At 72.5% G+C, this 13,812-nt stretch carries 13 protein-coding genes; 4 read left to right on the forward strand and 9 right to left on the reverse strand.

The genetic code is table 11. The features are described 5' to 3' along the window. Positions 1–35: 35 nt before the first annotated feature. Entirely contained in the window at positions 36–593 is a 558-nt protein-coding gene (locus AB0L00_RS04740) for a hemerythrin domain-containing protein (RefSeq protein WP_364428334.1), read from the reverse strand. A gap of 198 nt (positions 594–791) precedes the next feature. On the opposite strand from AB0L00_RS04740, the gene AB0L00_RS04745 reads away from it, so the two are divergent. Then, a complete protein-coding gene (locus AB0L00_RS04745) occupies positions 792–2,024 on the forward strand; it encodes a GAF domain-containing SpoIIE family protein phosphatase (RefSeq protein ID WP_364428336.1) in 1,233 nt (410 codons plus the stop codon). Between the two features lie 27 nt (positions 2,025–2,051). Here the strand turns inward: AB0L00_RS04745 and AB0L00_RS04750 are convergent, their stop codons facing one another. Further along, on the reverse strand, positions 2,052–3,464 hold the full coding sequence (locus AB0L00_RS04750) for a cytosine permease (protein ID WP_364428339.1): 1,413 nt from the start codon (positions 3,462–3,464) through the stop codon (positions 2,052–2,054). 136 nt (positions 3,465–3,600) lie between these two features. Here AB0L00_RS04750 and AB0L00_RS04755 point away from each other — a divergent pair, with 136 nt between their 5' ends. Then, positions 3,601–5,175, forward strand: a complete 1,575-nt coding sequence (locus AB0L00_RS04755) for a PucR family transcriptional regulator ligand-binding domain-containing protein (RefSeq protein WP_364428342.1) — start codon at positions 3,601–3,603, stop codon at positions 5,173–5,175. Positions 5,176–5,254: 79 nt separating this feature from the next. Here the strand turns inward: AB0L00_RS04755 and AB0L00_RS04760 are convergent, their stop codons facing one another. The 4 genes from AB0L00_RS04760 to AB0L00_RS04775 form a co-directional block, all read right to left on the reverse strand. Continuing rightward, positions 5,255–6,127 carry a polysaccharide deacetylase gene (locus AB0L00_RS04760; protein WP_364428344.1) on the reverse strand — a complete coding sequence of 291 codons (873 nt, stop codon included), beginning with the start codon at positions 6,125–6,127 and terminating at the stop codon, positions 5,255–5,257. Positions 6,128–6,162: 35 nt separating this feature from the next. Continuing rightward, a complete protein-coding gene (locus AB0L00_RS04765) occupies positions 6,163–7,305 on the reverse strand; it encodes an NADH:flavin oxidoreductase (protein WP_364428348.1) in 1,143 nt (380 codons plus the stop codon). Next, positions 7,302–7,961, reverse strand: coding sequence for an urea carboxylase-associated family protein (locus AB0L00_RS04770; protein ID WP_364428350.1), 660 nt, complete (start codon positions 7,959–7,961; stop codon positions 7,302–7,304). The genes AB0L00_RS04765 and AB0L00_RS04770 overlap by 4 nt, the downstream gene beginning before the upstream one ends. Before the next feature lie 87 nt (positions 7,962–8,048). Further along, positions 8,049–8,978: an RNA polymerase sigma-70 factor gene (locus tag AB0L00_RS04775; protein ID WP_364428352.1), complete on the reverse strand. Its 930-nt coding sequence runs from the start codon at positions 8,976–8,978 to the stop codon at positions 8,049–8,051. Positions 8,979–9,200: 222 nt separating this feature from the next. On the opposite strand from AB0L00_RS04775, the gene AB0L00_RS04780 reads away from it, so the two are divergent. Beyond that, positions 9,201–10,253, forward strand: coding sequence for a hypothetical protein (locus tag AB0L00_RS04780; RefSeq protein WP_364428355.1), 1,053 nt, complete (start codon positions 9,201–9,203; stop codon positions 10,251–10,253). Positions 10,254–10,414: 161 nt separating this feature from the next. Here AB0L00_RS04780 and rpsD read toward each other — a convergent pair whose 3' ends face one another. Next, positions 10,415–11,023 carry a 30S ribosomal protein S4 gene (gene rpsD / locus AB0L00_RS04785; RefSeq protein WP_364428358.1) on the reverse strand — a complete coding sequence of 203 codons (609 nt, stop codon included), beginning with the start codon at positions 11,021–11,023 and terminating at the stop codon, positions 10,415–10,417. A gap of 51 nt (positions 11,024–11,074) precedes the next feature. Here rpsD and AB0L00_RS04790 point away from each other — a divergent pair, with 51 nt between their 5' ends. Beyond that, on the forward strand, positions 11,075–11,863 hold the full coding sequence (locus AB0L00_RS04790) for a hypothetical protein (RefSeq protein WP_364428361.1): 789 nt from the start codon (positions 11,075–11,077) through the stop codon (positions 11,861–11,863). Positions 11,864–11,884: 21 nt separating this feature from the next. Here AB0L00_RS04790 and AB0L00_RS04795 read toward each other — a convergent pair whose 3' ends face one another. Together AB0L00_RS04795 and AB0L00_RS04800 are read right to left on the reverse strand one after the other, a co-directional pair. Continuing rightward, complete coding sequence (locus AB0L00_RS04795) at positions 11,885–12,382, reverse strand: NUDIX domain-containing protein (RefSeq protein ID WP_364428364.1); 498 nt, start codon at positions 12,380–12,382, stop codon at positions 11,885–11,887. 212 nt (positions 12,383–12,594) lie between these two features. Beyond that, positions 12,595–13,764, reverse strand: a complete 1,170-nt coding sequence (locus AB0L00_RS04800; RefSeq protein ID WP_364428367.1) for a CoA transferase — start codon at positions 13,762–13,764, stop codon at positions 12,595–12,597. Positions 13,765–13,812: the final 48 nt, after the last annotated feature.

The raw sequence follows: 13,812 nt of genomic DNA on the forward strand, positions 1-13,812 counted from the left end.
CGGGCCGTTGACGGCGGCCCCGCCCGGCGAACCGGTCAGCGCGGATACGCCCGGCCGCGCAGATGGCCACGGACCCGTTCGACCAGTCCCGCACCAGTGGCGATGATCGCGTTCAGCACGGGACGGTCCGGCAGGCGTTGCCGGATCGACGCCTCCTGCTTCGCCGCCGCGGCCTTCCGCCCGAGGCCGGCGAGCTCCTCCGCGCCGAGATGCTCGATCAGCATCGGGAACAGCTCTTCCTCTTCGGCCCGCATGTGAGCGCGCACCTCGGTGTCCAACCGCGCCAGGAGGCGGGAGAGCTCCGCGCCGGGCAGATCGTTCCTCTCCAGGATCTCTCCCATCCGCTCGAGCTTCTCGTGCTCGGCGAGGTACTCATCGACGAGCCGGCCTCCACCGGGCAGACGGTCACGGACCACCGGATACAGGTAGGAATCCTCAGTGACCGAGTGCCGGGTCATCTCGGCGATCAGCAGGTCGGCCAACGATCGCCACAAGGGTTCGGAGACGGTCAGGTGCTTCAGCTCGACGAGGAGCTGCCGCAGCGCGTGATGGTCCTCTGTCAGGACGTGGCACAGATCGTCGGATCGGTTCATCCCGGTACCTCGGAAGTCGCTCGCGCGACGGCGTACCTAGCCCACTGCCCCGGCTACGGACGGTGAAACGCACTCGACGGCGAATCCGTCGTCGCAGGTCGGGCCGTACGACGAGTACGGAATCGAAGACCGATCCCGGCAGCCGGACCCCGTCCAGGCCGGTGCGTTCCAACCGGTGACCACGACTACCCTGGCGGCATGGCCCCCCGCCCTGAAGCCCCGTCGGCCGCCGCCGAGGTCGAGCTCGCCCATCTCCGGGCGATCACCGACGCGGCGCTCGCGCACATGAACGTCGACGACGTTCTGGACGAGTTGCTGGCTCGGGTGCGGGAGATCCTCAAGGCCGACACCGCGGTCGTCCTGCTGCTCGACCAGTCCGGCCGGCACCTCGTCGCGACCGCCGCCCAGGGCATCGAGGAGGAGGTCTACCAGGCCGTCAGGGTGCCGGTGGGGAAAGGCTTCGCCGGACGCGTCGCCGCGAACCTGGAGCCGTCGATCATCGACGACGTCCGTACGGCGGACATCGTCAACCCGCTTCTCGTGGACAAGGGACTGCAGTCGCTGCTCGGCGTTCCGCTGGTGAGCGACGGCGCGCCGCTGGGCGTCCTGCACGTGGGGACCATGCGTCCCCACCGGTTCACCGACGAGGAGGTCACGTTCCTGCGGATGGCGGCCGACCGCGTCGCGCTGGCGGCGCGTTCCCTGCTGTCCGAGACCGAGCGGACGGCAGCCCGTGAGCTGCAGCGCAGCCTGGTCCCGACCGCCCTGCCGGACCTCGAAGGGGTCGAGATGGCCGCGCGGTACAGTCCGGGCCTGGCGAGCGTGGGCGGTGACTGGTACGACGTCTTCGAGCTGCCGTCCGGTGAGCTGGGTGTGGTGATGGGAGACGTCGCCGGCCATGGTCTGCAGGCGGCGGTCATCATGGGCCGGATGCGCAGCGCCCTCCGCTCCTACGCCCTCGAGTCGGACGACCCGGCCGAAGTGCTGCGCAAGCTGGACTACAAGATGCAGCACTTCGAGCCGGGAGCCATGGCGACCGTCCTGTACGCGGTCTGCGACCCGGATCTGGCGCGGGTGCGGGTGTCCTCGGCCGGTCACCTGCCCCCGGTCCTCGCCCGTCCGGGAGAGCCGACCGTCTCCCTGGAACCGCGGATCAGCCACGACCTGGTGATCGGCGCCGATGTCGCGACCAAGCGGCACACCTCCACGGTGGAGATCCCGCCTGGCGGTCTGTTCTGCGCTTACACCGACGGGCTCGTCGAGCGGCGGCGCGTCTCCCTCGACACCGGCATCGGCAGACTGTGCGACGCCGTGCGCCCCGACGCTCCCGAGAAGGTCTGCGCGGCGGTGATGGCCGCGCTCATCGGCCGGGAACCGATGCAGGACGACGTCGCGCTCCTCGTCCTGCGGCGTACCCCCTCCGACCGATAGGGAAGGCACGCCGCAGCGGCGGCCGCGTCATCGTGCGGGCCGGGGAGCGAGATCGCGGCGGCCGAGCGCGTAGTACAGACCGCCCGCCACCACGATCCCGGCCAGCCACGAGAAGTCGGTGTGCGCCAGCAGGCGGGCGAGCGGCCCGCGCATCACCGGGACCAGGCCGTACTGCCAGCTCCACGCCGCCACGATGCCCAGCGCGAGGCTCACCAGCGCCGGCCGGTTGAACGCCGGCTCGCCGGGATCGTCGTGGTACAGCGCGGCGACGTCCGGCCGGCCCCGGTGCCGGACGAAGAAGTCGACGACGACCACCGCCGCCCAGGGACTGATCCACACCAGGATCGAGCTCATCCAGTTGTCGAAGGCGCCGGCGAAGCTGTCGGAGCGGATGAACACGACGAGCACCGCCGAAGCGATCACGCCGGCGAACAGCGTGACCTTCCAGCGGGCGGCGCGGACGCCGACGGTCAGCGCCGCGAGGGAACAGGAGTACAGGTTGAGGATGTTCGTCGCGATCGGGCCGTGCATGATCAGTAGCAGCACCGGGACGGCCATCACGCCGAACGTCCGGGCGACCAGGTCGGCCGGGTCGCCGCCGCCGCCGGACCCGGCGAGCACCGCGCCCAGCGCCGCGAGCCACACACTGGGCAGGTAGACCCCGGCGGCGGTGGCCAGGACGGTCGCGCGCTCGCCGGTGTCCCGGCGGACGAATCGGCTGTAGTCGCCGGAGTAGGGCAGCCAGGAGATACCCCACCCGACGCCGATCGCGGTCAGCAGCTGGGTGATGGCCGTCGCCTTCCCGCCGTCGCCGAGGGGATGCGTCGGGGTGGACCAGTGCGGGTGCGCGCGGGCGACGGCCAGCACCGTCATCACCGCCATCACCACCACGGTCAGCGGGACGGTGTACTTCTCGAACGTTCGGATCGCGTAGAAGCCCAGCAGCGCCAGGCCCAGCTGCGCCGCCATGATCAGGCCGCCGATCAGGTACTTCGTGCCGGAGCCGCCGTGCACACCGAGGCGGGCGAGGATGCCCAGCACCAGGTCGAGGACCACCCAGGTGTTCACCCCGACCCAGCCCATCGCGAGCAGTCCCTGGATCAGGCCGGGAACGGCGGCGCCGTGGCGGCCGAACGTCGCGCGGCCGAGCAGCATCTGGTTGACGCCGGTGCGCTGCCCCATCAGGTTGAACAACCCGAACGCCGCGCAGCCGAAGAGGTTGCCGACCGCGACGACGACCAGGGTCTCCACCACGGTCAGCCCCAGCGTGACGCCGAGCGCGCCGAGCACCCAGTTGATCGGCGCGATGTTCGCGCCCGCCCAGATCCAGAACTGTTCCAGCGGTGTCGAGTCCCGGCCGTGCTCGGGGATCGGCTCGATGCCGTGCGCGTCGAAACGCGCCGTCTCTGCGTGCCCGGAGGCGATGGTTTCGGCGGACATGGGAACCTCCTCGGGCCGCGCCTCGATGATGCCGCGCGGCGTGCTCTCGTGGGGTTACAAAAGCACGCAGGTCAGCCCGCTGAAGAGTGGATGAACATCCACTCCCGTCTGCTGGACACTGTGTTAACTTCCAGGAATGGTCACGATCCGGCGGCTGGTCGCCGACCCCACTCTGGAACTGCGGGTGCTGGAGCCCGGTGCCGCCGGTGCGCTGGACGCGGAGATGCGCTGGGTGCACACCACCGAGCTGCCCGATCCGTCCCCCTACCTGCGGGAACGGGAGCTGGTCCTGACGAACGGCCTGTGGTGCGCCGGCCCCGATGACGCCGAGGCGTTCGTGGCGCGCGTCGCGGGCGCGGGTGCGGGCGGGGTCGTGTTCGGCCTGCGGGAGAGCGTCCGCCGGGTCCCGGAGGAGCTGGTCGCCGCCTGCCGTCGGGCGGGCCTCCCGCTCATCGAGTTGTCGAAGGACGTTCCGTTCACCGCTCTCTCCCATGCCATGGCCACCGCGTACGCCGAGGAGCGCCAGCGGGAACTGCTGGGGCGCATCCGGCGGAGCGACGCGCTCACCGACGTGATGGCACGAGGAGCCGGTGCGTCCGGCATCCTGCGGGTGCTGCGCCGCGACCACGACCTGCCGCTGGCCGTGATCGACCGTACGGCGAGGGTCGTCGCGGCGGCCGGCGCCGACCTGGACGCCGGGCAGGCGCGTCTCGTCGCCGAGGCCCTGGCCCGGCGCCCGCCGCCGTTGGAACTCGACCTCGGCTCGGGCGGGTGCGCGTCGATCTTCCTGATCGCGGCGCTCGGTGAGGTGGACGCGGGCCTGGTGTGCCTGCGTCCGATGGCCGAGCTGAGCCCGGCCGAGCAGGACGCCATGGGGCAGGCGGCGTCGTTCCTCAGCCTCGAGGTCGCCAAGCGGCAGGCCGTGCACGCGATCGAGATGCGGTTCGCGGGCGAGCTGCTGGACATGGTGCTGTCCGGACCGGGGCGGCAGGCGGAGCTGCCGGGCCGCCTGCGGGCGTTCGGGATCGACGCGAACCACCCGCTCGCGGTGTGCGCACTGGCGTTCGCCGACGACGACGGCCCCGGCACGACCGGCCTGGGCGACGCGGTGACCGGGTTCTTCCTGACCCAGGGCGTTCCCGTGGTGACCGCGGCCGCCAGCCAGGACGTCGTCGTCATCGTGTCCTGGCGCGGCGCGGAGGCGGAGTTCGCCGCTCTCGCCCGGCGCCTGGTGACCGACCTGGCACCGCGGTTCGGCGGCAGCCGCCTGGTCGCCGGGCTCGGTGGGACCGTTCCGGACGCGGCCGGCCTGCGCCGTCCGGTGCTGGAGGCGCGGGAGGCCTGCCGCGTACTCCGCCGCCGGAGCGGCGGCGGCCCGGCGGTGATGGCGTACGCCGACCTCAACACCCACCTGCTGCTGCTCGGCCGGCACGACCCTGAGACGCTGCGGCGTTTCTCCTCGGCCGTACTGGGCCCGCTGCGGGTCCACGACGGCGCGCGCGGCGGGGGACTGGAGACCAGTCTGCGAGCGTTCCTGGACAACGACCGTCACTGGGCGGCCACCGCCGCGGCGCTGCACGTGCACGTCAACACGCTGCGGAACCGCATGGCGCGGATCGCCGAGCTGACCGGACGGGACGTCAACCGGACCGAGGACCTGGTCGACCTGTTCCTCGCGCTACGGGCCGACACGCTCCGGCAGCTCCCCTGACCGGGGCGACGGGCCGCGACGAAAGCCCCAGGTGAAGGGGCCACGGCGAAGGTCCCGCCGGCCCGGCCTGGATCCGGGGTCAGTCGACCGGGTAGACCGCCGGGTCGACGACGGGCGGCTCCGGGTCGCGGCGGGGCAGCGTCCGGTCCGCGCGAACGCGCTCGGCGACGTCCCGGCACCGGTCGAACCGGACGTCGCCGCACTCCAGCGCGTACTCCACCAGCGTGCGCAGCGCGACGGCCCGGCCGGGCCGGCCGGTCAGGAACGGGTGGTTGGTGAGGTTGAACAGGCACCCGTAGTGCCGCATGGCGTCCAGCTCCGCCCGCCACATCTCCAGCGCCTTCGCCGGGGACTCGATGACCGAGCCGACGTGCGGGTCGGGCAGGAAGGCGTACTGCTCCCAGTCGTCCAGCGACCAGTGCACGGGCAGCTCCACGACGTCGGCGCCGGACGTCGTCAGCAGGTACGGACGGTCATCGCCCATCAGGGAGGAGTCGTACCGCAGCCCGTGCTCGGCGATCAGTTCGGGGGTGCGCCATGTCGCCTCCCAGCCTGCGGCGCGGTGCCCGGCGATCTCGATGCCCTGGTCGGCGAAGACCTCCAGCGCCCGCTCGAAGTCGGCGCGCTCCTCGGCGGCGCTCATCCCGGTCGGCGGACGGTGACTGTACGAGTGGTGCGCGACCTCGTGCCCGGCCTCCGCGATGACGGCCGCCAGGCCGGGCCGCCGCTCGGCGACCCAGCCCGGCACGAAGAACGTCGCCGGCACGCCGAGGTCGGCCAGTAGTTCCAGCAGCCGTGGCACGCCGACCTCCGGGCCGTACGCCTGGTGCGACATCGTCATCGCGTGGTCGGCGAACCGCCGCCCGTGCGCGAGGACGGCCGCCTCGGCGTCCACGTCGAACGTCAGCGTGAACACGCACCGGGCCCCGGCCCGCCAGCCCGACTCGTCCATCGCGTCATCCCCGTCCACTCCGGCCGGAGCCGGACTCACGACACCGCGCCGGCCCGCTCACGGCGGTGGCGCTCGGCATTGTCCAGCGTCGCCATCGGCTCCAGCAGCCGGCGGTCGAATTCTGCCAGCGCGGCTCCGCTCTCCAGCCGCCGGGGCAGGTCGGGGTTGGCGAGGGCGCCGTGTCCGAGGGACAGCAGGTCGGCGTGCCCGTCCTCGAGCACCTCCGCGGCCTGGGCGGGGTCGTGCATGCCGCCGTTGGCGATGACGGGGAGACCGGTCACCCTGCGCGCGAGCGCCGTGATGGTGGCCCCGCCGTCGAGCGTGGCGCTCTCGACCCAGGCGCGCCCCTCGCTGGCGATGTGCAGGTACGACGCCCCGGCCTCGGCGAGCGCACCGAAGATGACCTCGGCGTCGCGCGCGCCGCCGGGCCAGCGGTAGGTGAAGTCGTTCACCTTGCCCTGGGACAGGCGCACGCCGATGACCGCGTCCGGGCCCAGACCGGCGCGAACCGCCTTGACCACCTCGGCGGTCAGCCGCAGACGGTCGAGGAGCGCGCCGCCGTAGCCGTCGGTCCGCCGGTTGGTGTAGTCGGTCAGGAACTGGTCGAGCAGGTAGCCGTTGGCGGCGTGAACCTCCACGCCGTCGAACCCGGCGCGCAGGGAGTTCCCGGCGGCGGCGACGAACCCGGCCACGGCCTCGTCGATGTCGGCGGCGGTCATCTCGCGGGGGACGGGCCACGGCCCGCTCCCGCCGTACTCCGGCATCATCTCGCGCAGTGGCGCGACCGCCGACGGGCCGATGGTCCCCGGCCGGTACGGGTTGCCCTGGGACAGCGCTCCGGCGTGCATCAACTGCTGCACGGTGCGGGCACCGGCCGCGTGGACCCGTTCGGTGACCTCCCGCCAGGCCGCCACGTGCCCGTCGGTCACGATGCCCGGCTGGTTGAAGTACCCCTGGCTGTACCGGTCGTCGGTGTAGGTGCCCTCCGTGATCACGAGGCCGAAGCCACCGCGGGCGAACGCGGCGTAGTACTCGGCCATCTGCCGGGTCGGCGTGCCGTCGGGCGCGGCGGAGACGCGCGTCATCGGCGCGACCGCGAGCCGGTTCCGCAGGTCCAGCCCGGCGGCGTGCAGGGGTTTCAGAGCCGGGTGGGCGGCTCCGGAGTCGATGGTGGTCACTGCTCATCTCCTGTGTGATGAAGAGCGGGGACCCGCTCGGTGGGCTCATGGGCGGGCAACAGGTCGAGGGCCAGCGCCGTCGGCTCGTTCCCCCCGTTGATGCCGACGACGTCCTGCGGGCAGGCGGAGACCACCAGCACGCAGTCCATCGCCGCCTCGAAGGTCACGCTGTCTCCCGGCCCGCTCAGCGCGGGCAGCCAGGTCAGACCGCCGTCCTCCTCGATCGAGATCCGCATGAAGACGTTGACCGGCTGGGGAACGACGGCGGTCCGCAGGCCCACCTCCCCGAGGGCACGGTGCAGGTTCTCCGCGCATGACGCGTGCCGGCCCTCGACGCCGAGGGCCTGGTAGCGCGCCGGATCGCAGGCGGCGATGAGCATGTCGTGCACGCCGGGGGAGGTGTCGTCCACCAGCGTCAGGATCGGCCGCCGCCGGTCGGTGACGAACGACTCCCGCAGCGCCGGGAACAGCCGGCCGAGCTGGGTCCGGGTATGCGCGGCGCTGAGGTGTTCGGACGGGTCCTCGGCGGCGAAGCAGAACACATCGCCCACCTGCCGGCCCTCGAGGTCGACCACACGGACACGGTCACCGGCCGCGAGCCGGACCGCGCGTGCGTCTCGAGCGGGCACCACGGTACGACGCCTCGTCGAATTCATGGGCGTCAGTAAACCCCGGTGGCAGCTCACCCTGCCATGGACCTTCGCACAGTGCTTCGGCGTCGGCACTGGATGATCCGCCAGGGTTCAGGGTCGGGGAGGATCCTCCGACGGGATGTCGCCGACGCTCAGGCGGCCACGCGAGCGTGCGAACGCCTCGAGCTTCGCCGGGTTCATCACCCACAGCAGCGTGTTGATGCCCTGGGGCAGGGCGTCGATGCTCAGCAGTGCGACGGCGGTGCCGCCGTGGGAGATCAGAAGGCCCGGGCGCCCGTTCGTCTGCACCCATTCCAGGTCCGCGCCCGGCCAGAAACGCGGACCGAAGGCGACGATGAATCTCGCCACGCGGGTGCGGCCGGCCACGGGGAACTTCGACGCACCTCTGATGCCGTTGCCGTCGGTGTAGCTGACGACGTCCGTGGCGAAGAGGTCCTCGAGGGCGGCGACGTCGCCCGTCCGGGCGGCGGCGAGGAACGCGTCGAGGAGCCGCCGGTGCTGGGCGCTGTCGACGGGGCCGCGCCGCTCGGCGGACAGGCGCTTGCGGGCGCGGCTGACGATCTGGCGGGTGTTGACCGCGCTGAGCTGGAGGATGCCGGCGATCTCGCCGTAGGGGTAGTCGAAGGCCTCGCGGAGGATGTACGCCGCGCGTTCGGTCGGGCTGAGCTTCTCCAGGAGGAACAGGAGGGCCAACTCCAGCGCCTCTCCGCGTTCCGCGCCCACGGCCGGGTCGACGCTGGTGTCGACGGGTTCGGGCAGCCAGGGCCCGATGTACGTCTCACGTCGCGTCCTGGCGGACTGGGCGACGTTGATGGCCAAGCGGGTGGTGATCTGGGCGAGGAACGCGGGCGGGTCGACGACGACGGTGCGGTCGGTCCGCTGCCAGCGCAGCCAGACCTCCTGGAGGACGTCCTCGGCCTCGGCCACGCTTCCGAGCATGCGGTACGCGATGCCGAACAGACGTGGGCGTGACTCCAGGAAGGCGGACATCGCCTGCTCGAGGCCGCCGTCCGTTCCCAACCTTCGCTCCGCGTGCATGCACCCCCCGCCGACAACGTCCACTGCCGCGTTCCAGCCTACCGAGGGCGTGTTCAACGGTCCGAGGCACGGCCTGCCTCGCCGCGGCGAGGTAGCCGCCGGCCTGATCTGGATGATGGTGACCAGGTGAGCAAAGCCGTGTGATCACCGCTGGTTCCCGGGCCGTTAACCGGCCGGCCGGACCGGACTCCTACGGTGCCACGCATGAGCAACGAAAAACGATCACACGCCGCCGCGGTGTCGCGCCGGGCCGTGCTCGGAGGCATCGCCGGGGTCGGTGCCGCGGGGGTGGTCGGCCTGGGCGGCCCGGCGTGGGCCTCGCCACGGCCACGCCCGCTCCGCGTGCTGATCGCGACGAACGAACCGTGGGGGACCTATCACGTCAAACCGCTGCTGGCCGAGGCCGCGCGGCGCGGCTGGCGGCTGACCCAACTGGTGCCGGACCTGTCGCAGATCGCGGCGGGCGACCCGGTGCCGGTCGCGACACCGGCCGACGCGCCGCCCGCCGACCTGCTGGTGGTGACCGGCGCGGGCGACTGGCCGCTGGAGTGCGCGGCGCGTTTCCGGCGGCTGCCGGCGGTCGCGAGTTCGCTGGCCTACCTCGGTCCCGCCGAGGCCCTCGGAGCCCGGCGGCTCCGAGGGCGGCTGCGCGCCATCACCTCGTCGTCTCCGGCGGAGGGCCGCGCGTTCGCCGGCTATCTCGGAACCCGGCGTCCCGTACGCGTCGTCGGCTCGCCGCAGACCGACGCGCTGCCGGTGCGCAAGCCGGAGCCGGGACTGGTGCTGGTCGTCACCAGCGTGACCCACCCCGACGGGACCGGCGGCGCGGCGCCCGGCACCGAGTTGCTGCTGGCGGCCGCGGAGCGGCTGCGGGCGTCGGGGAAATCGATCCTGGTCGGCCTCCACCCCCGGGAGGACCGCAGCCTCTGGACGCAGTACGAGATCAGCGCGGTGCCGACGCTGGAGGCCTCGGCGCGCGCCGAGGCGGCCGTCGGGATCCCCGGTACGGTGTTCCCGCTGATCACCGCCGTCGGCACCCCGGTCGTCGGGTGCGTCGATCCCGCGCTGACCGTGCCCGACTACCTGCTCTCGGTCTGCTCCTCCACGATCGAGGACGCCGCGGACGCGGTACCGGCGATCGAGGCGGCGCGTCTCCCGGACGCGGCCACCCTGGCCGACGCCGTCGGCCCGATCGGCGGTTCCGCGGGCCGGCTGCTGGACGTCTGGGCCCACGCGGCCCACGGACACGCCGGCTAACGGCCCCGGATCTCCGGCCGGCCCACCGGGCGGGCGAAAGGCTCGGCGAAGGGCGCCGCGAGCGCGGCGAACCGGGACGAAATCTCGCCCTTTGACGGTGCTTCGCCGAGCATTCGGCCCGGGTGAGCGGTGCCCGGCGTTCTCGTGCCCGAGACGTTCCGTCAGCGTGAGTAGTACTCGACCACGAGTTGGACGTCGCACCGGACCGGGATCTCGTGCCGCTGCGGCGGCCGTACGAGCCGCGCCACCAGGCCGGTGTGGTCGGCCCGCAGGTACTCCGGGACGTGCTCCGGCGCGTGCCCGCCGGCCGCGGCCTCGAGGAAGGGCGGCATCGCCCGGCTGCGTTCGGCCACGCTGATCACCGAACCCGGCCGTACGCGGTAGGAGGGAACGTTGACGCGCGCGCCGTCCACCAGGATGTGCCGGTGGGAGACGAACTGCCGGGCCTGGTAGATCGTGCGGGCGAACCCGGCCCGCAGCACCAGGGCGTCCAGGCGCGTCTCCAGCTCGGCCAGCAGCGCGTCGCCGGTCCGGCCCTCGCCGCGCGCGGACCGCGCGAAGGCGCGGCGCAGTTGCTTCTCGCTGACGTTGTACTGGGCGCGCAGCCGCTGCTTCTCCAGCAGCCGGGTCTTGTAGTCCGACGTCTGCTTGCGGGCCCGTCCGTGCGGGCCGGGCGGGTACGGGCGGCGTTCGAAGTAGCGGACGCACTTGGGAGTGAGCGGGATCCCCAGGGCGCGGGAGCGTTTGGCCTTCGGGCGGGAGCTGTTCACGGCCGTCCTCTCGGTGACTAAGGTTAGGCTTACCTTACTTAGGGAGGCTGGATGTCCGCTACCGATCACTCCGCGGCGCCGATCGCGGAACCGACCCCCGCCGAGCTCGTCCGTTCCGTACTCGTGGCGGCCCGGTCCTTGACCCTGAACACCGAGGTTCACCGCGTCGACCTCGTCGGGCTGCACTCGCCGGCGGGCGCCGGTCGCCTGCTGCTGACGGTCCCGGCCGGCAGCCACGTGGGCGCGGAGGTGGCCCGGGCGCCGGGCGGCGACCTCGCCGCCTCGCTGGAGTTCACCGACGTCGCTCCGGTGCCGCTGCCCGACCGGGTCCGCGCCCGCGTCCTGCTGGGCGGCTGGCTGAGCTTCGACCAGCAGAGCGCGAGCGCGGAGGACCTGTGCTTCGAAACGGTGACCGCCGAACTCCAGCACGAGGGACGGTGGTTCGAGCTGGAGGTGGACGAACTGGCCGCCGTCGAGCCCGATCCGCTCGCGGCGACCGAGGCGGAGCTGCTCACCCACCTCGCCGGCGCCCACGGGGACGCCGTCGAACTGCTGGCCCAGCTGGTCGACCCCCGGCTCCTGCTCGGCGTGACCCGTGTGGACCCCTGCGGCTGGACCGCTACGGCGTCGTCCTGCGCCTTCGCCGGCAGGGCGGTCACCGCGACGTACGCCTGCCCTTCGCCACGCCGCCGCGGAACCCGGCCCACGCCGTGCTGCAGATGCGCGCCCTGCTGGCCCGGGCGAAGGCCTGTCCCCGCCGCTCCCGGCGCTGATGTCCCGACGGGGGCCGGCCGAACCGCGCCCGGCGGACCAGATCCCGTTCTCGCCGCGAAGGGATGACTCCGCTGCCTGGTGGACGCGCTACCGCAGTTCGGCGGCGGAGGCTCCGAACGTCTCTCCGTTCAGCAGGTTCGTCATCACGATGCCCGCACGGCGCATCCGGTCATCGATCAACTCCCGGGCATAGGCCGCGGCCCCCGCGTCGTTGAGGATCGGCATGTCGGTCGGGTGCGGTTCGACGGCGTTCCACGGCACCTGCTGGACACCGGTCACATGATGCCCCTGGAAGTCCTCCGGCACCTGGAGGACGTGCTTGCTGCGGTGGGCCCAGATCACGAAGTGATGGTCCGGCCCGAGGATCTCGTACGCTCCGGTCAGCGACAGATCCGTGACATGGCAACCGGACTCCTCGAGGGCCTCGCGCCGTGCCGCCTCGGAGATGGGCTCGCCGAATTCCACTTTGCCGCCCGGCAGCAACCAGAAGCCCGCGTACGGGCCGCGTTCCTGCCGAACGAAGGTCACCGTCTCTCCCGGCCCCGGAATCACCGCGAGTGCCGAGGTCACCACCTGTTCCGGCATCCCGACCCGTCCCGTCTCGGCTCCGCCCCTGCCATAGCGCTTCAGCCTACGAGTGCAGCGCACGGTCTCGCCGCGCAAAAGACTCGGTGAACGCCGGGCGCCCTACCTGAGGGAGGGGACGAAGCGGGGCGGATCGGGCCTCGCCGGGGTTGTTTCCCGAGACCTGTGCGCTCGCGCCGCCGCCTTGCCCGAGGCGATGCCGACCACGCTGATCACGTTCCTGGCCCCGTACCGGGATCAGGATCGTCGAGCCAGGCGGTGATCTCATCGGTGTGTTCCCCCAGACGCGGGGGGCGTAGCGAGTACCGCGCCGGGGTGGCGGACAGCCCGATCGGGTCGGACACGAGATTCATCTCCGGCCCGTCGCCGGGGAGGGCGGCGTACGGGGCGAGGCCGAGGTGCTCGGCCAGTTCGAATGCCTGGGCCAGGTCGTTCACCGGGCCGCAGGGGACGCCCAAGGGGGTCAGGCGGGCGAACCAGTCGTCGGCGCCCGCACGGCGCAGCCGTCGCGCCAGCAGGCCGGCGAGCTCCTCGACGTGGGCGACCCGATCGGCGTTCTTGGTGAAGCGCGGGTCGTCGGCCAGTTCGGGTGCGCCGAGTCCGCTGCACAGCGCGGCGAACTGCCGGTCGTTTCCCACGGCGATCACGATGGGTCGATCGCGGGTCGGGAACAGCTCGTACGGCGCGATCGACGGATGCCGGTTGCCCATCGCGGTGGGCACGGCGCCGGCGAGGGTGTAGCCGGCCGCCTGGTTCACCAGGCTCGACAGCAGGGTGGACAGCAGGTTCACCTGGACGTGCTGTCCCCGCCCGGTCGCATCGCGGTGGCGCAGGGCGGCCAGGACGCCGACCGCCGCGTGCAGCCCGGTGAGGACGTCCACCACGGCGACTCCGGTCTTGACCGGCTCGCCGGGACCGGGGCCGGTGACGCTCATCAGGCCCCCGGCCGCCTGGATGAGCAGGTCGTAGCCGGGCAGCGCGGCCCCGGCGCCCGCGCCGAATCCGGTGACCGAGCAGTAGACGATGCCGGGGTTGCAGGCGTGCGCCTGCTGGTAGCCGAGCCCGAACCGTTCCATGGCACCGGGCAGGAAGTTCTCGATCAGCACGTCGGCCCGGCGCATCAGTTCGCGGGCCCGGCGCCGGTCGGTCTCGTCGCGCAGGTCGAGCGCGACCGATCGCTTGTTGCGGTTGACGGAAAGGAAGTAGGTGGCCTCGCCGTAGGCGTGCGGCGGCCCCCACGCGCGGGTGTCGTCCCCATGCTCCGGCCGCTCGACTTTGATCACGTCGGCGCCGAGATCGGCGAGGAGCATGGTGGCGTACGGCGCGGCCAGCACCCGCCCGAAGTCGGCGACCAGGACCCCGGACAGCGGCAGCTCGGTCATCAGTACCGTCCTCCCCAGCGGAACCTCTGCCGGACCCGCGGGCGGAGA

Origin of the sequence: Actinoallomurus sp. NPDC052308, from assembly GCF_040679195.1 — a bacterium.
Lineage (GTDB): Bacteria > Actinomycetota > Actinomycetes > Streptosporangiales > Streptosporangiaceae > Actinoallomurus > Actinoallomurus liliacearum.